Source organism: Achromobacter veterisilvae (genome assembly GCF_900496975.1).
Lineage (GTDB): Bacteria > Pseudomonadota > Gammaproteobacteria > Burkholderiales > Burkholderiaceae_B > Achromobacter > Achromobacter veterisilvae.
Genome location: NZ_UFQC01000003.1, coordinates 52,370 through 69,067, shown reverse-complemented (window position 1 = coordinate 69,067; position 16,698 = coordinate 52,370). Strand labels below are relative to the sequence as shown.

At 69.7% G+C, this 16,698-nt stretch carries 18 protein-coding genes; 9 read left to right on the top strand and 9 right to left on the bottom strand.

Features of this window, described 5'->3' with window-relative positions; translation table 11 throughout:
• Positions 1-8 precede the first annotated feature (8 nt).
• The 5 genes from AVE30378_RS03365 to AVE30378_RS03345 all read right to left on the bottom strand — a co-directional run bounded on the left by AVE30378_RS03365 (position 9) and on the right by AVE30378_RS03345 (position 4,764).
• Positions 9-467, bottom strand: coding sequence for a carboxymuconolactone decarboxylase family protein (locus AVE30378_RS03365; protein ID WP_129239358.1), 459 nt, complete (start codon positions 465-467; stop codon positions 9-11).
• Between the two features lie 66 nt (positions 468-533).
• On the bottom strand, positions 534-1,520 hold the full coding sequence (locus AVE30378_RS03360; RefSeq protein ID WP_129239357.1) for a tripartite tricarboxylate transporter substrate binding protein: 987 nt from the start codon (positions 1,518-1,520) through the stop codon (positions 534-536).
• Between the two features lie 72 nt (positions 1,521-1,592).
• Positions 1,593-2,597: a cyclase family protein gene (locus AVE30378_RS03355; protein ID WP_129239356.1), complete on the bottom strand. Its 1,005-nt coding sequence runs from the start codon at positions 2,595-2,597 to the stop codon at positions 1,593-1,595.
• 53 nt (positions 2,598-2,650) lie between these two features.
• Positions 2,651-3,862 carry a CaiB/BaiF CoA transferase family protein gene (locus tag AVE30378_RS03350; protein ID WP_129239355.1) on the bottom strand — a complete coding sequence of 404 codons (1,212 nt, stop codon included), beginning with the start codon at positions 3,860-3,862 and terminating at the stop codon, positions 2,651-2,653.
• A 56-nt stretch (positions 3,863-3,918) separates the two neighbouring features.
• Complete coding sequence (locus AVE30378_RS03345; protein ID WP_129239354.1) at positions 3,919-4,764, bottom strand: HpcH/HpaI aldolase/citrate lyase family protein; 846 nt, start codon at positions 4,762-4,764, stop codon at positions 3,919-3,921.
• A gap of 85 nt (positions 4,765-4,849) precedes the next feature.
• Between AVE30378_RS03345 and AVE30378_RS03340 the strand changes: the two genes are divergently transcribed.
• The 3 genes from AVE30378_RS03340 (at position 4,850) to AVE30378_RS03330 (ending at position 7,596) form a co-directional block, all read left to right on the top strand.
• Positions 4,850-5,752, top strand: coding sequence for a LysR family transcriptional regulator (locus AVE30378_RS03340; RefSeq protein ID WP_129239353.1), 903 nt, complete (start codon positions 4,850-4,852; stop codon positions 5,750-5,752).
• 84 nt (positions 5,753-5,836) lie between these two features.
• Positions 5,837-6,802, top strand: a complete 966-nt coding sequence (locus tag AVE30378_RS03335) for a tripartite tricarboxylate transporter substrate binding protein (protein ID WP_129239352.1) — start codon at positions 5,837-5,839, stop codon at positions 6,800-6,802.
• A gap of 26 nt (positions 6,803-6,828) precedes the next feature.
• Complete coding sequence (locus AVE30378_RS03330) at positions 6,829-7,596, top strand: GntR family transcriptional regulator (protein WP_129239351.1); 768 nt, start codon at positions 6,829-6,831, stop codon at positions 7,594-7,596.
• Here AVE30378_RS03330 and crcB read toward each other — a convergent pair.
• Both crcB and AVE30378_RS03320 read right to left on the bottom strand, forming a co-directional pair.
• Positions 7,593-7,985: a fluoride efflux transporter CrcB gene (gene crcB, locus AVE30378_RS03325; RefSeq protein WP_129239350.1), complete on the bottom strand. Its 393-nt coding sequence runs from the start codon at positions 7,983-7,985 to the stop codon at positions 7,593-7,595. The two genes, AVE30378_RS03330 and crcB, sit on opposite strands and share 4 nt — an antisense overlap.
• Positions 7,986-7,991: 6 nt before the next feature.
• Complete coding sequence (locus AVE30378_RS03320) at positions 7,992-8,546, bottom strand: HdeD family acid-resistance protein (protein ID WP_129239349.1); 555 nt, start codon at positions 8,544-8,546, stop codon at positions 7,992-7,994.
• Between the two features lie 189 nt (positions 8,547-8,735).
• On the opposite strand from AVE30378_RS03320, the gene AVE30378_RS03315 reads away from it, so the two are divergent.
• The 5 genes from AVE30378_RS03315 to AVE30378_RS03295 are packed head-to-tail and all read left to right on the top strand — an operon-like array spanning position 8,736 to position 13,133.
• Complete coding sequence (locus AVE30378_RS03315; protein WP_129239348.1) at positions 8,736-9,362, top strand: PepSY-associated TM helix domain-containing protein; 627 nt, start codon at positions 8,736-8,738, stop codon at positions 9,360-9,362.
• 27 nt (positions 9,363-9,389) lie between these two features.
• The gene (locus AVE30378_RS03310; protein WP_129239347.1) at positions 9,390-9,905 is read left to right on the top strand and encodes a DUF2271 domain-containing protein; all 516 of its coding nucleotides are present in this window, start codon (positions 9,390-9,392) and stop codon (positions 9,903-9,905) included.
• Between the two features lie 20 nt (positions 9,906-9,925).
• On the top strand, positions 9,926-10,726 hold the full coding sequence (locus tag AVE30378_RS03305; protein ID WP_129239346.1) for a DUF4198 domain-containing protein: 801 nt from the start codon (positions 9,926-9,928) through the stop codon (positions 10,724-10,726).
• A gap of 15 nt (positions 10,727-10,741) precedes the next feature.
• Positions 10,742-11,758, top strand: a complete 1,017-nt coding sequence (locus AVE30378_RS03300; protein WP_129239345.1) for an FAD:protein FMN transferase — start codon at positions 10,742-10,744, stop codon at positions 11,756-11,758.
• Between the two features lie 4 nt (positions 11,759-11,762).
• Complete coding sequence (locus AVE30378_RS03295) at positions 11,763-13,133, top strand: sulfite reductase subunit alpha (protein ID WP_129239344.1); 1,371 nt, start codon at positions 11,763-11,765, stop codon at positions 13,131-13,133.
• Between the two features lie 10 nt (positions 13,134-13,143).
• Here AVE30378_RS03295 and AVE30378_RS03290 read toward each other — a convergent pair whose 3' ends face one another.
• Both AVE30378_RS03290 and AVE30378_RS03285 read right to left on the bottom strand, forming a co-directional pair.
• Positions 13,144-14,103: a tripartite tricarboxylate transporter substrate binding protein BugE gene (locus tag AVE30378_RS03290; RefSeq protein ID WP_165360066.1), complete on the bottom strand. Its 960-nt coding sequence runs from the start codon at positions 14,101-14,103 to the stop codon at positions 13,144-13,146.
• Between the two features lie 32 nt (positions 14,104-14,135).
• A complete protein-coding gene (locus AVE30378_RS03285) occupies positions 14,136-15,590 on the bottom strand; it encodes an N-acyl-D-amino-acid deacylase family protein (RefSeq protein WP_129239343.1) in 1,455 nt (484 codons plus the stop codon).
• A 126-nt stretch (positions 15,591-15,716) separates the two neighbouring features.
• On the opposite strand from AVE30378_RS03285, the gene AVE30378_RS03280 reads away from it, so the two are divergent.
• Positions 15,717-16,682, top strand: coding sequence for a LysR family transcriptional regulator (locus AVE30378_RS03280; RefSeq protein WP_129239342.1), 966 nt, complete (start codon positions 15,717-15,719; stop codon positions 16,680-16,682).
• The last annotated feature ends 16 nt before the right edge of the window (positions 16,683-16,698 follow it).

The window sequence follows — 16,698 nt, the reverse complement described above, 5'->3', positions numbered from 1 at the left end:
CAGGCGGCTCAGGCCGGGCCGCCGCCGAACAGATCGGCCTGGCGCGGGTCCGCCGCCGCCAGGTCGTAGCCGATCTGCGCGGCCACCTCGCGCAGGATATTCTGGGCCAGGTTGAAGGCCGTGTTGGCGGCCGGCACGCCGGCGTAAATGGCGTTCTGCAGCAGCACTTCCTTGAGCTCGTCCGGCGTCAGGCGCGACGCGTCCGGCGCCGTCAGCGCTGCGCGCACGTGCAGTTCGAACTCTTCCCAGCGGCCCAGCGACAGGGTCACCGCCAGCACCATCATGCGCCGCGCCTTGTGCGGCAGGCCCGGGCGGCTCCAGATGTCGTGCCAGGCGTAGCGCGTGATGAGGTTCTGGTAGTCGGCGGTGAACGTGGTGGCGCGCTCCAGCGAACGCTGCACCCACGCATCGCCCAGCACCGCGCGGCGGTTCGCCAGGCCGCGCTCGAAATCGTCTTCCCGGCTCATCTGATGAATCCCTCCTCGGTTCCTGGGGACGCGGGGAACGGGCGGGGGCCCGCTCTCCCGCGTGGATCAATTCACCGTGATGTTATTGGCTTTCACGACTTCCGCCCAGCGGACCTGCTCCGCGTCGACGAACCTGGCGAAGTCCGCGGCGCTGCTGCCCACCGGGGTCAGCCCCAGCTTGGCGAGCTTGTCGCGGGTCTCGGGGCGCGCCAGCGCCTTCTGCACCAGGTCCTGCAGCTTGGCCACCACCTCGGGATCGGCGCCGGCCGGCAGGAAGAAGCCGTTCCACTCGACCACGTCGAAGTCCTTGACGCCGCTTTCGCCCACGGTGGCCACGTCCGGCAGTTCCGGCATGCGCTTGGCCGAAGACACCGCCAGCGCCTTCAGCTTGCCGCCGCTGACGTAGTTCAGGCTGGACGCGGCATTGGCGAAATAGACATCGACCTGCCCGCCCATGACATCCACGATGGCCGGCGCGCCGCCCTTGTAGGGAACGTGCACCACGTCCACGCTCGTGTCCTTCTTGAGCAGTTCGGCGGCCATCTGCGCCAGGCTGCCGGGCCCGTACGACGCAAAGGTGTACTTGCCGGGATGGGCACGCGCGGCCTTGATGAAATCGGGCAGATTGTTGAAGGCCGAGGCGGGCGCCGCCACCAGGATGTTCGGCACGCTGACGGCCTGCGAGACCGGCACGAAATCCTTCTTCGCGTCGTAGGGCAATTTGCGCAGCACCGGATTGATGGAGAAGGCCGAGGCGTCATAGAGCACCGTGTAGCCGTCGGGTTTCGCGCGCGCCACGAAGGCCGCGCCGATGGAGCCGCTGGCGCCGCCCTTGTTCTCGATCACCACGCTCTGGCCGGCGACTTCGCCCATGCCCTGCGCGATGATGCGCGCGGCGTTGTCGGCACCGCCTCCGGCGGAATACGGCACCACCACGGTGATGGGCTGATCGGGATAACCGGCGGCATGGGCCGCGCCCAACGCGCCGGCCAGGCCGGCGGCGGCGGCCAGCGGACGCAATGCGGCCAATGCCGTGTGACGGATGTTCTTCATCTGTGCTCCTCGTGCCTCCCCTAGGGGGATGTTGAAGTACTCATGGATCGCGGCGCGATCTGCCCGGCGGGGTCAGACGGTCGCGATGGGGTTGACCGGCGCGCCCACCAGACCGGGCACGTACATGGGCGCGGCGGTCAGGAAGAAGGCGTGGCGGCCATGCTGGCGCAGCCATCGCGCCAGCGGGGTCAGGTGCCAGAGCTCGCCCAGCGGCAAGCCCAGCTTGAAAAGGCATTGTTCGTGCAAGGGCAAGAGCGGCCCGCTGCCGGCGTCCAGGCTATGGTTGCGCAGTTCCACGGCGTGGTTGTCCGCGGCGATGGCGGCGATGCGGCTGTCCTTGATCCAGGCCAGCAGTTCCGCGTCGGCGCCATCCAGCACGCAGCAACTCGTCATGAGCCGTTCCTGTTCGCCGTCGCCCAGGGTCAGCGCCAGGTCCGCCAGCCCGGTGTGCAGGCACAGCACGTCGCCCGGCCGGACCTGCACGCCGTCGGCGCGCATGACGTCCATCAGGTCGCCATAGGAGACCTTGCGGCGCGCGTCGCCAAAGCGGGCGCGCAGATCCACCATCACGCCCCGCCCCTGGATGCCGTGGCGCGCCATCGGCTCGATGGACAGGTCGCGCGTGCCGGCAAAGCCCTCGGCCCGGGGCTCGCTGACCGCGAAGCCGTTGTAGCCCACGGGCTGCGCCTGCCCGGTGCCGTGCGCGTCGTACATCGAGCCGACGTGGCCCAGCGCATCCCACTGCGTGGAGTACTGGGGCGAGAGCGTGACGCGGTCGTCGCTGATGACGTCGGTGGCGCCCGGCACATCGCGCGCGAGCGGATACCGGTACACGGGCACGCCGTTCTTCTCGGCCGGCTGGATCACCGGCCCCTTGCGGCGCGGATTGAGCACGGGGGCCCGCGGCACGGTCAGCGGCAGGCTGAGCGAAAACGAAAGCCCGGTCCGGATTTCGGCGGCGGCAGCCAGCCGCGCAGGGCTGTCCAGGTGATTGAGCGTCCCGAGCTGGTCGTCATGCCCGAAATCGCCCCAGTTCGATCCGTCGGGGCGGCGGAGGTAGCGCTGCGCTTGACTCATGATTCTTGTCTCCTCGCCCGATTCCGGGCGATTCTTGTCATCGTTGTCGATGCCTATTGCACCACGGCGGACAACATCAATTGCTCCACTTCATCCGAGGTGTACCCAAGGGTGGACAGTATGTTCCGGCTGTGTTCGCCCTTCCCCGGCGCGCCGCGGCCCAGGGCCGCGCCGCCGGGCGCCGGGTCCGCCGCCGCCGGGCCGAAATGCGCCCATTGCGCCAGGCCCAGGTAGCCGCCGGCGTTTTCGTTGCGATACGGTTTGATGAACCCCATGGCTTCCACCTGCGGATGCTCGAACATGTCCTCGACCGGCCTGACCTCCGCGCAGGGCACGCTCTGGCCGAAACGTTCGGCCCACTCGCGCGCCGAGGCGCGCGCCAGCGCCTGGCGCACCAGCGGCACCAGCACCGCCGCCTGCTCCGCGCGCTTTTTCACCGTGTCGTAGTCGGGGTCGTCGGCCAGGCCGGGCAGGTCCAGATGGCCGCACAATGCGCGCCAGAAATGCGGCGTGTTGGCGGACAGGTAGAGATGGCCTTCCCGGGTGGGGTGGATGCCGGTGATGCCGCCTGAACGCATGTCGCGCTCGACGCGGCGGGGCTCGCCCTCGGCCCAGACCAGGCGGGCCGACTGCATGGCCAGCGCGCTGCCCAGCAGCGATACCTCGACGGCCTGCCCCCGCCCCGTCTTCTCGCGCCTGTAGAGCGCGGCCGAGACACTGTTGGAGATCAGCGAGGCGCCGTAATAGTCCACCACCGACCCATACAGCACTTCCGGCGGGCCGCCGGGCTTGGCCTGCGAGGCGCACATGCCCGTCATGGATTGCAGCACCTGGTCGTAGCCGGCATGGCCGGCCATGGGGCCGGCCGCGCCGTAGCCCGTCATCGCGCAATAGACCAGGCGCGGATTGATCCGCGAGAGCGTGGCGAAGTCGATCCGCAGGCGTTCCGGCACGCCCGGCCTGAAATTGTGGACCAGCACGTCGGCCTCGCGCACCAGCCTGACCAGGACTTCGTAGCCGGCCGCTTCCTTCAGGTTCAGGCACAGGCCGCGCTTGTTGCGGTTGATGCCCAGGAAAGCGCGGCTCTCGGCGGCCAGGGTCGACGGATACTTGCGCAGATTGTCGCCCTCGGGGGGTTCGACCTTGATCACGTCCGCGCCCATGTCGCCCAGCAAGGTGCAGCCGTACGGGCCCGCGATGTAGGCGCTCAGGTCCAGGACCTTGATGCCTTCCAGCGGAAGCTGAGCGGGAATTCCATGTTCCATCGTAACTATCACTCGAAAATAACGTTGGGCCGCGCCGCGCTCGGCATCGACCCGGTTCAGGCGGGCCGGCCCGCGGCCAGCAACACGTCCTGCGCGCGGCGCACGAAAGGCGCATCGATCATCTTCCCGTCCAGCAGGAATGCGCCCACCCCGTCCTGTTCGCGGCTGGCGGCCACGATCCGCTGCGCCGCCTCGACCTCTTCGGCGCTGAAACCGAATACCTCGTTGGCGATGGCGATCTGACCGGGATGCACGCAGGATTTGCCCAGGAAGCCCAAGGACCGCGCCAGTTGCGCTTCGGCGCGAAACCCCTCGGCGTCGCGCACCCGGGCATAGGCGGCATCCATGGCGTACTTGCCGGCGCAGCCTGCGCCCAGCCGCAAGGCCAGCATCACGGCGCGCAGGGTCTCGGGCTGGTAGCGGTCGATGCCCAGCGGCTCGAACAGGTCGGCCAGCCCCAATTGCAGGCCCGCCACGCGCGGGTGCGCGCCCGCCAGTTCCGGCGCGCGGGCCAGCGCCAGCGGCGTTTCCACGGTGACCAGGAACTCGCCCTGGAAGCCGGCCGCGATGGCCTGGACGGCGGCGGCGTGCAGCGCGGCGGCGCTCTCGACCTTGGGCAGGTTCAGCACATCGACGGGCAGGCGGCCCAGCGCGGCCAGGTCGCCCACAAAGTACGGGGTATCGGCCGCGTTCACGCGCACGATAATTTTCTTGTGATGTCGGGCTTGCGCGGCGGCAAAGGCCGGCGACGCAAGCCACTCCGCCAGGCCTTCCCGCGCGGCTTGCTTGCGTGCCGGCGCGACGGCGTCCTCCAAATCGAAGGACAGCGCATCCGCCTGGCTGGCGAAGGCCTTCTCGAATAATTCCGGGCGCGATGCCGGCACAAAAAGCTTGCTTCTCATTGATGTCTCCTGAACGCATTGTGATCCCGCCGGATCGCGTCAGGGGAAAGCCGGGATACGATAAGAAGATAGAATATCTATCATCATGAACACCGACTTCCTGCGCACGCTGGCCGCCGTCGCCCAGCACGGCTCCATGGCCGAGGCCGCCCGCCGCCTCGGACTCACGCATGGCGCCGTCGCGCAGCAGGTGCGCAAGCTGGAACAGGAACTCGGGGTGCCGCTGGTCGCCCGCGCCGGCCGCACGGTGCACCTGACCGCCAAGGCAATCGAACTGATCGGACCGATGCGCGAGGTGCTGGAGCGCATCGAAAAGATCCGCTATCTGGCCAGGTCCGATGAAATGATGGGCGAGCTTCGGCTGGGCGCCGGCAACACGGCGCTGAACTCCATGGTGCCGGCCATCCTGGAACACCTGGTCAGGCGCCATCCGCTGATCAGCGTGGAAATCCAGCCCGGACACTCGGCGCGCTTCTATCCCGCCATCGAAAGCGGCGAACTCGACGCCGCCATCGCGCTGGAGGCGCCCTATCCCCTGTCCAAGAGCCTGGGCTGGCAGTTGCTGCGCGAGGAACCCTATGTGCTGGCGGCGGCTCCGCGCCACGCGGGCCGGCATCCGCACAACCTGCTGACCGCGGAGCCGTTCATCCGCTACCAGCGCAACGACTGGAGCGGGCGCCACGTCGAAGACTATCTGCGGCGCGCCGGCATCACGCCGCGCGAACGCTTCGAACTGAACGCGATCGAGTCGATCGCGGTCATGGTGAGCCGGGACCTCGGCGTCGCCATCCTGCCCCGCTCGACCAACGGCGCGATTGAACGCCTGGGCCTGCTGACGCTGCCGCTGCCGGCCCACTGCGAACCCCGCCGCTTCGGCCTGATCTGGTCGCGCGTGTCGCCGCGGCTGGCGCTGATCCAGGCCTTTCGCGACATCGCCGTCGTGGAATACGCCAAGGCGCAGGCGGCGCTCGAGCATCCCTCGCGCTAGCGTCCCGTCCGGAAGACCTGGCGTCCAGGGGCCGGCCTCAATATACTTGTATTGTCATCAATACAACATATCAGGAGACAAATCATGCAGGGACTGCATCGCATCGGCGCGGGCTTCGCGCTGTGGGGCGCGCTGGCATTGCCGCTGGCCCCCGCCCTGGCGCAGAGTGACGCCATCAAGCTGGTCGTGGGCGCGCCGCCGGGCGGCACCACCGATACCGTGGCGCGCAGCATCGCCCAGCACATATCGCAGGACCTCTCCCGCACCGTGCTGGTCGAGAACAAGCCGGGCGCCGGTGGCAACATCGCCGCCGACTACGTGGCCAAGAGCAAGGCCGACGGCAGCACCCTGCTGGTCACGTTCACCAGCTTTTCCATCAACGCCTCCCTGTACCGCAGCCTGCCGTTCGACCCGGTGCGCGATTTCACGCCCATCAGCATGCTGGCCAACGTGCCCAGCGTGCTGGTCGTGCGCAAGGACTTCCCCGCCCGGTCCATGCCGGAGTTCGTGTCGGCGGTGAAGGCCAGCCCCGGCAAGTACACCATGGCGCTGGGCGCCATCGGTTCGTCGTTGCACATGGCCGGCGAGCGCATGAAGATGATGGCCGGCCTGGACATCCTGAACGTGCCGTACAAGGGCACGGCCCCCGCCATCACCGACCTGCTGGGCGGCCAGGTGGACATGATGTTCGCCAGTTCGCTCAATGCCCTGCCGCATATCAAGAGCGGCGCGCTGCGGGCGCTGGGTGTCACCAGCCCGCAGGCGCTGCCCCAGTTTCCCGGCGTGCCGCCCATAGGCGATACCATCGCGGGCTTCGAATCCAATGCGTGGTTCGCCCTGTTCGGTCCGGCCAGGCTGCCGCCCAAGACGCTCGCGGCGCTCAACGCCGCGGCGCGCAAGGCGGTCGATACGCCCGAGTTCCGCCAATTGCTCGAGCGCGAAGCCGCCAGCGCGGTCAGCAGCAGCCCGCAGGAACTGGATGCCTTCGTGCGCAAAGACATCGAACGCTACGCCGAGACCGTCAAGTTCACCGGCGCCACGGTCGATTGATTTTTCCCCTGACTGGAGCCCCCGCCGTGTCCGAAAGCCCGCTGCCTCTTTATCACAAGGTGTATCTGCTGCTGAAGCAACGCTTGCAGGCGGGCGGATTCGCCGAGGACACGGCCATGCCGGGCGAAAACGCCCTGGCGGCCGAATACGGCGTGTCGCGCCTGACGATACGGCGTTCGCTCGATCTGCTGGAATCCGACGGCCTGATCCAGCGCCGCCAGGGGCGCGGCACCTATGCCGCCGGCCAGGCGCAGTTGTCGGCCCCGCAGAACGGTTCCGACATCGATTCCCTGATGGCCCACCTCGCCCGCATGGGCATGCACACCCAGGTGCGCCTGCTGGAACTCGATACCGCGCCGGCGCCCCCGCTGGTGGCGGCGCGCCTCGAAGTGGCTGCCGGCGCGCCGGTGCAGCGCGCGGTGCGGGTGCGCAGCCACGAGGGCCAGCCCTTCTCGCACCTGACCACCTTCGTGCCCGGCGACATCGGCCGGCGCATACACCGCAAAGACCTCGGATCGAAGCCGCTGCTGGCCATTTTCCGCGACCTGGGCTTGCGGGTGGCGCGTGCCGAGCAATCGATTTCGGCGGTGCTTGCCGAGCCCGGCGTCGCCGAGCTGCTCGACGTGCCGGTGGGTTCGGCCCTGCTCAGCCTGCACCGCGTCGTGCGCGATGACTCGGACCGTCCGGTCGAATGGCTGCATGCCCTGTACCGGCCCGACCGCTATGAATACCGCATGAACATGCAGGCCCACGACACGTCCGGCCAACCCACCTGGCTGCCCGCCGGCGGCTAGCGCAGCAGGCTGGCGGTGGCCAGGCCCGCCGCCGTCAGCGCGAGCGAACCCGCCAGGCTGAAGCCGGCGTAGCTCAGCGCCGAGCCATAGGCGCCGCGCTCCAGCATGGACACCGTTTCCGCCGAGAACGTCGAAAACGTGGTCAAGCCGCCCAAAAAGCCCGTGACCGCGCCCAGCCGCACCCAGGCCGGCCACTCGGGATGCCCGGCCACGAGCGCCAGCACCAGCCCCACCAGGTAGCCGCCGGCCAGGTTCACCGCGAAGGTGCCCCAGGGCCAGGCCTCCACATTCAGCCACAGGCCGACCAGCCAGCGGGCCCAGGCGCCGAACATGGCGCCCAGGCCCACGGCCAGGAAGTTCAGGGGAATCAGGGTTTGATAGACGGACATCGGGTACTAGGCCGCGTTGTGCTGCCTCAGGCGGAAGGAAAAGACCAGCAGCAGTATGCCGAAGAACACGGCGTAGATGCCGATGACCCAGACCAGCGCCAGCGCGCCCGCGCCGGGCTGCATGATGAGCATGCCGCCGAACAGCACGGACACCAGCCCCGACAGGCCGAGCAGCCATTCGTTGCGGATTTCCTTGCGGAAGCGGATGGCGGCGATGATCTGGAACACGCCCGACACCAGCGCCCAGATCGCGATGATGTAGAGCAGGATCAGGGCCGTCAGGCCCGGCCAGAGAAAAGTGACGATGCCGGCCGCGATCCCCAGCAGGCCCACGACGATGAGCGCCCACAGCGGCTTGCCGCCGTCCCGGATGCGCACGCCGGCGACCAGCGCCAGCACGCCATCGGCCAGCGCGAAGGCGCCCCACACCAGCACCAGGGCGGACAACGTGATGGCTGGCATGAACATGGCCATGAGGCCGAACAGGATGGCGACGACGCCGCGCAATGCCACCCACCCCCAATGACGACCGATGCGATCCGCGACTTGCTGTTCGAGCATGACGACCTCCGGTGTTTGTAACGGGTGGCCTATCTTATCGCCGCCGGCCCGCGCGCGCCACGCCGGCCTGGCCCCGCCCCGGGGAACGGCCCCGAAATGGATTGAAATTTCCTTGTGCGCCCGGCGGCGGCATTTATAAGAGTCATTCTCATTAAATGTTAGAATCCGCGGGCTTTCACCCGATACTCAATGGACAGTCAACCCACCCCTCGCCGCCGGGCCTACTGGCTCAAGACGCTGCACCAATGGCACTGGATCAGTTCGGCGCTGTGCCTGTTGGGGATGCTGCTGTTCGCGGTGACGGGGCTGACCCTGAACAACGCCTCGCACATCGAGGCCAAGGCGGTGGTGACCAGCCGCCAGGTCCAGTTGCCCGCCGCCGAGCTGGCGCAATTGTCCCCGCCGCCCGCGCAGAAAAAGGCGCCGCTGCCCGCCGCCGTGGCGCGCTGGCTGGACGACACGCTGGACGCCGCTTCCGCCGGCAGGGCGGCCGAATGGTCCCCCGACGAGATCTACCTGTCGCTGCCGCGCGCCGGCGGCGACGCCTGGCTGTCCATCGACCTGGCCAGCGGCGACGTCGAATACGAACGCACCGACCGCGGCTGGATCTCGTACCTGAACGATCTGCACAAGGGCCGCAACACCGGCCTGGCCTGGAGCTGGTTCCTGGACATCTTCGCCGCCGCCTGTCTGGTCTTTTCGCTGACCGGGCTGGTGCTGCTGAAGATGCACGCGGGCAATCGCAGCGCGACCTGGCCGATGGTCGGGCTCGGCGTCGTGATCCCGGTCGTGCTGGCCCTGCTCTTCATTCACTGATTCCATCGATCCGCCCTGGAGACCTCCATGCGCAAGCTATTGTTGTCGGCCCTGCTGGCCGGCCTGATCGCCCGAACGGCCCACGCGGCCGACATCGGCCTGTCCATCGAGGTGCCGCGCCTGGACGTCGCGGAATACCACCGCCCCTACGTGGCGATCTGGATCGAGAACCCCGACCAGAGCGTCGCCGCCGACCTGGCGGTCTGGTACGACGTGGCCAAGAAGAACAACGAAGGCACCGAGTGGCTCAAGGACATGCGCCAATGGTGGCGCCGCAGCGGCCGCAACCAGCAGTTCCCGGTGGACGGCGTGAGCGGCGCGACCAAGCCCGTGGGCAAGCACGCGCTGAGCTTCGACGCGGCCAGCAAGCCCCTGTCGCAGCTCAAGCCCGGCCAGTACGCCGTGGTGGTGGAGGCGGCGCGCGAAGTCGGCGGCCGCGAGCTGCTGCGCATCCCCTTCCAATGGCCGCCGCAGAAGGCCGAGCAATTGACCGCCCGCGGCGAACACGAACTGGGCGCCATCGCGCTCGACCTGAAACCCTGATGCCCTCAAGGAGCGCAACGATGAAATCCGCCGCCAAACTGGCCGCCGCCCTGGCGCTTTGCCTGCCCTTTGCCGCCCACGCGCATGACGTCTGGATCGTGCCGTCCTCGACGGTGCTGTCCGGCACCGATAGCTGGGTCACGGTCGACGCCGCCGTCGGCAACGACAAGTTCTATTTCAACCACGCCCCGCTGCGCCTGGACGGCCTGGCCGTGACGGCGCCGGACGGCAATCCCGCCGAAGCCGAAAACCTCAACCGCGGCAAGCTGCGCAGCACCTTCGACCTGCAGCTCAAGCAGAGCGGCACCTACCGCGTGGCCGTGGTCAACGACGGCGTGTTCGCGCGCTGGAAGGAAGACGGCAAGAACAAGCGCTACTTCGGCAAGGCCGAAGGCCTGGCGCAGGCCGTGCCCGCCAAGGCCGACGAACTGGAAATTTCGCAGAGCCTGGGCCGCGTCGAGACTTTCGTGACCGCCGGCAAGCCGACGGCCGTCAAGCCGGTCGGCCGCGGCCTGGAACTGGCCCCCGTCACCCACCCGAACGACCTGTTCACCGACGAGCCCGCCACCTTCCAGATGCTGCTGGACGGCAAGCCCGCCGCCGAGCTGGAAGTCAACGTCGTGCCCGGCGGCAGCCGCTATCGCGACAAGGTCGGCGAAATCAAGCTGAAGACCGACAAGGACGGCAAGTTCTCGGTGAAGTGGCCGCAACCCGGCCTGTACTGGATCGAAGCCGGCATGGAAGACGCCAAGGTCAGCGTGCCGCAGGCCAAAAAGCGCCGCCTGTCCTACGCGGGCACGGTCGAAGTGCTGCAACCCTGAGCCGCTCCCGGCCGGATGGCGAATCCCCCTTCGTACGCCCCGCGGGGCGCGGCAGTTCCCGCGCCCCGCGTCGCCTATGGCGCCATGCCGGCCCGGCCGGCGGCGCTGGCCGGCGCCACCATGGGCACCACCTGGTCGGCGCGCATGGCCCTGCCCGCCGGGCGCGCGGAAGCGGCCGCGCGGCAGGCCATCCAGGCCGCGCTGGACGAAGTGGTCGCCCAGATGAGCACCTGGGAAGCGGACTCCGACATCACGCGCTACAACCGGGCCGGCCCCGGCTGGCAAACGCTTCCCGCCGCATTCTTCCACGTGCTGGGCCACGCGCTGGCGCTGGCAGAGGATACCGGTGGCGCCTACGACCCCACCGTCGGCCCGCTGGTGAACGCCTGGGGCTTCGGCCCGCACCAGCGCGCGTTCGAGCCGCCCTCGCCCGCCGCCATCGAGGCCGCGCGCGAGCGCTGCGGCTGGCGCCGCTTGCGGCTCGACGCCGGCAGGCGGGTGGCGTGGCAGGAAGGCGGCATCTATCTGGACCTGTCCTCCATCGCAAAGGGCTACGGCGTGGACCGCGCCGCGATGGCGCTCGACGCGCTGGGCATCGCGGACTACCTGGTGGAAGTGGGCGGCGAACTGCGCGCGCGCGGCAGGCGGCCCGACGGCCAGCCCTGGCGCGTCGCCGTCGAAGTGCCCGACGCCAGCGACGGCCATGCGCTGGCGCTGCCGCTGGAAGCATGCAGTATCGCCACCTCGGGCGATTACCGGCGCCACGCGGGCAGCGGCGCCGAACGCTACGCCCACACCATCGATCCGCGCAGCGGCCTGCCGGTGCGCAACAACCTCGCCTCGGTCACCGTGCTGCATCCGGGCTGCATGCAGGCCGACGCGCTGGCGACGGCGCTGACGGTGCTGGGCCCGGACGACGGGCCGGCCTATGCCCGCCGCCACGATCTGGCCGCGCTCTTCATCCTGCGCGAACCCGAGGCCTACCGCGCCGTCGCCACCCCGGCGTTCGAGGCGCGGGCCTTCCCCCGCTGAAACCATGGCTCCAACCCGGCTGATCGCGGCGGCGTGCGTGGTGGGGCTGTGGCTGCTGCTGTGCCTGTGGGCGCGGCGCGGCGCCATGCGCCAGGAAACGCAGCACGCGCTGGCGCAGCAGGCGCTGGACGCCCCCATTCCCGAAGACACCTTGCTGGTCGCCTACGCGACCCAGACGGGCTACGCCGAGTCGCTGGCGGCGCAGACCGCCGAATCTCTGCGCGCGGGCGGACTGACGGTGCGCGTCGCCGCGTTCGACCAACTGGACGCGGCGCGCCTGGCCGGCTATCGCCGCATGCTGTTCGTGGTCAGCACCTATGGCGAAGGCGATCCGCCCGACGCCGCCGCGGCCTTCGCCGACCAGATGCTGCCGGGCGCGCCCGCGCTGGGCGGCGCGCAATACGCGGTGCTGGCGCTGGGCGACAGCGAATACGCGCAGTTCTGCGGCTTCGGCCATCGCCTGGACGAATGGCTGCACGCCCAGGGCGCCGCGCCGCTGTTCGACCTGGTGGAGGTCGACAACGGCGATCCGGCCGCCTTGCGGCACTGGCAGCATCACCTGGGGCTGCTGGCCGGACGCAGCGACCTGCCCGATTGGCAGGCCCCCGCGTACCAGTCCTGGCGCCTGGCCTCCCGCGAGCGGCTCAATCCGGGCAGCCAGGGCGGCCCCTGCTACCTCCTGACGCTGACGCCGCCGGCCGGCGCGGACGGCGCCTGGCAGGCCGGCGACATCGCCGAGATCGGCCCGCGGCGCGAAGCCGGCGGCCCGCTGCACGCCCACCGCGAATACTCCATCGCCTCGCTGCCCGAGGACGGCGCCATCCAATTGCTGGTGCGCCAGATGCTCGGCGCGGACGGCGCCCTGGGCGTGGGCAGCGGCTGGCTGACCCACATCGCCCAGCCCGGCGACCCGATAGACCTGCGCGTGCGCGTCAACCGCAATTTCCACGCGCCGGCCGACGCCCGCCCGCTGATCCTGGTGGGCAACGGCACGGGCCTGGCCGGCCTGCGCGCCCTGATCAAGGCGCGCCGCGCCGCCGGCCACCGGCGCAACTGGCTGGTCTTCGGCGAGCGCAACGCGGCGCACGACTGGTTCTGCCGAGAAGACATCGCCGCCTGGCGCGGCGACGGCACCCTGGAACGCGTGGACGCGGTCTTCTCGCGCGACCAGGCCGAGCGCCGCTACGTGCAGCACCGCTTGCGCGAACAGGCCGACGCCGTGCGCGCCTGGGTGGACGATGGCGCCGCCATCTACGTCTGCGGCAGCCTCCAGGGCATGGCCGGCGGCGTGGACGCCGCCCTGCAGGACATCCTGGGCGACGCGCGGCTGCAGGTCATGCAGCGCGACGGCCGCTACCGGCGCGACGTGTACTGAGCGCGCGGCGTCACTGCAGCTTGATCTGCGCGCGGTCGATCACCGTCTTCCAGCGGTCGCGCTCGGCGCGGATCTGCTCGCCGAATTCGGCGGGCGTGTTGCCCAGCGGAAACGCGCCGGTCTCCTCCATCTTGGCCGCGGTCGCCGGATCGCGCACCGCCTGGGCGAAGGCCTGGGCCAGCTTGTCGCGTACATCGGCCGGCAGGCCCGCCGGACCCACCACGCCGTACCACGCCGTCACGTCGTAGTCCTTGTAGCCCTGCTCGGCGAACGTCGGCACATCCGGCAGGCGCGGGTTGCGCTCGGTGCCGGTGATCGCCAGGGCGCGCAGGTGATTGCTCTTCAGGTAGGGCAGCGAAGACGGGAAGTTGTCGAAGATCACCGGCACCACGCCGCCCACCGTGTCGGTCAGCGCGGGCGCCGAGCCCCGGTACGAAATGCTGTTCATCTTGCCGCCGATGATCTGCAGGAACCAGATCATGCCCAGGTCGTTCACGCCGCCCGCGCCCGCGTTGGCGTAGCCGTCCTTGTTCGGATTGGCGCGCACGTGCTCCACGAAATCGGCCAGATTCCTGGCGGGGAACTGCGGATTCACGCTCAGGATGTTGGGGCTGGTGACCAGGTTGCTGACAGGCGTGAAATCCTTGACCGGATCGTAGGCCAGGTTGGGAAACAGGTGCGGCGCCGTGCCGTGCGTGCTGACGGTGGCCAGCCCCACGGTGTAGCCGTCGGGCTTGGCGCGGGCCGTGGCCGTCATGCCGATCGTGCCCGAAGCGCCCGTGCGGTTCTCGACCACGATCTGCTGGCCCAGGATCTCGCCGGCCTTCGCCGCGGCCAGCCGGCCGACGATGTCGGTCGGGCCGCCCGCGGGGAACGGCACGATCAGGGTGATGGGATGGTCGGGAAAGGCCGCCTGTGCGGCGGGCAGCACGGCGGCCAGCGCCAGGGCGATGCAGGTTTTGCGCATCATGGTGTTTGTCTCCTGTAGGGATGGGGTATGTTTTATCGGGCGGCGCCGGACGCCATCGTTTCGCGCCGCAGGATCTTGCCGGGGCGCGGCATGCCCGCGGCGGCCGGGTGGACCTGGCTGCCGTTGACCAGCACGTGCTCCACGCCGGCCGACGCCAGGGTCGGCGCTTCCCAGGTGGCGCGGTCCTCGACCGTGTCGGCGTCGAACACCACGATGTCCGCCCAGGCGCCCTCCACGAGCCGGCCTCGTCCGGACAGGCCGAACACGCGCGCCGGCAAGGCGGTCATCTTGGCGACCGCCGCCTCCAGCGTCATCAACTGGGCTTCGCGCACGTAGCGGCCCAGCACGCGCGTGAAGCTGCCCCACAGGCGGGGATGCGGATGCGCGTCGTTGGGCAGCCCGTCCGAGCCGACCATGCAGCGCTCGTGCTGGAAAATCCGCTGGACCTCGGCCTCGTCCATGGCGAAATAGATGGCGCCCGCGGGACACAGGCGGCGCGCCGCCGTGGTCTTGTCGCAGCCCCAGCGCGCGGCGATGTCGCTCAGGTATTCGCCGCCGCATTCGGGATGCGGCGTGGACCAGGTGATGCGGATATCGTCGATGGTCTCGGCGCGCTCCGGGATCAGGATGGTGGAACTGCCCGGGTACGGGTAGATGTCCAGCGCAACGTCCACGCCCTCGCCGCGGGCGCGGTCGATATTGGCCAGCGTGGCGCGGCTCTTGCCCCAGTTGCGCGGCAACATGCATTTGTGGTGCGACAGCACGGTCGCGCAGCCAGTATTGCGGCCGACGGACAGCACTTCGTCGACCGCGGCCTCGACTTCGTCGCCTTCGTTGCGGATATGGCTGGTGTGCATCGCGCCGCGCGCCGCCGCCACGCGCGCCAGCCCTTCCAGCTCCGGCGGCCGGGCCGCCCCGCCCGGCTGGTACGCCAGGCCGGTGCTGAACCCCACCGCGCCCGCGGCCAGGGCGTCGTCCAGCATGCGCTGCATGGCGTCCTGCTCCTGGGCCGTGGGCTGGGCGGCCGGATCGCGCATGGTGGCCAGGCGCAGGTTGGCATGCCCCACCAGCGCCGCCACGTTGATCATGGGCCGCTGGCCGCGCAGCGCGTCGAAATAGGCGTCCATATCGGCGAACAGGGGCGTTTCCCCCAGCAGGGCCAGCGCCGCGGCGGTATTGCCGGGCAGCGGCGCGGGCGCGCCGCTGACGCCGCAATTGCCCACCACGACCGAGGTAATGCCCTGGCTGGTCTTCCATTCCAGGCCGGGCCGTTCCACGAACATCAGATCGTCGTGGCCGTGCACGTCGATGAAGCCGGGGGCCACGATTTTGCCCCGGGCATCCACGCGCCGCCCGGCCGCCACGCCCGCCAGGTCGCCGATGGCGGCGATGCGCTCGCCCGCCACGCCCACGTCGGCGCGCCGCCGCGGGCCGCCCAGGCCGTCGATGACCCAGCCGCCTTCGATGATGAGGTCCAGAGTGTCCATGTCCTTCCGCCTTGATCGGGCCCCGGAACGTTGCGCCGGGGCCGCTGGATGCCGAAAGGGCGTAGTATCGTCGGCCGGATCAATCTGGGAAAATCGTTTTTGTTGATCCATCTATCGTGATTTGAAATGAATCGCCTGCCCAAGCACGTCACCCTCAAGCACCTGACCGCCTTCGTCGCGGTGGCGCAGGAATCCAGCTTCACGCATGCGGCCAAGCGCCTGTTCCAGACGCAGTCGTCGGTGACCGGCCTGGTCCGGCAGCTTGAAGAAGCGCTGGCCACCCAACTGTTCGCGCGCACCAGCCGGCGCGTATTGCTGACGGCCGCGGGCGAGGAGTTCCTGCCCCGCGTGATGCGCCTGCTGGCGGACTTCGACGGCGCGATCGAGGACGTGGTGCGCTTCGGCGCGCTGGAACGCGGGCGCGTGGGCGTGGCGGCGGCGCCGTCGGCCATCACGCAGATCATCGCGCCCGCCGCCGCGGCCTACGCCGCCCAGTATCCCGGGGTGCGCCTGTACCTCGGCGACGACAACTCCGGCCGCATCCAGCGCAAGGTCGCGGCGCGCGAAGTGGACTTCGGCCTGACCAGCCGCTGGGCGGACGCGCCGGGGCTACAGTTCGACGCCCTGCTGGAAGACCGCTTCGGCGTGCTGTACCGGGAAGACGACGCCAGCCTGCGCGCCGCGCGCGACGGCACGATGCGCTGGTCCGAGCTGGCCGGACACAAACTGGTGGGGGTGGTGGACGAAACCGGCATCATGGCGCTGCTGCGCGCCCGGGCGGACCTCCCGATCGAAGCCGCAGCGCCCTTCTACGAAGCTTCCAGCACCACCTCGCAGGCGGCGCTGGTGAAGGCGGGGCTGGGCGTGGCGCTGCTGCCGGCGCTGGCCGCCCAGCGGGTGCTGGAGCCCGGGCTCGCCTATGCGCTATTGGCGCGCCCGACCGTCGTGCGCACGGTCTGCATCATCCGGCACAAGGAGTATCCCTTGAGCCCGGCCGCCGAGGCGCTGATCGCCGCGATCCGGGACTATCTGCGCACGGCGGAACTGCCGGCGGGCTGCAAGCGGGTTGCGGGCGGGCGCCAGAAGAGCTAGGGGCGGTCGTTGATTG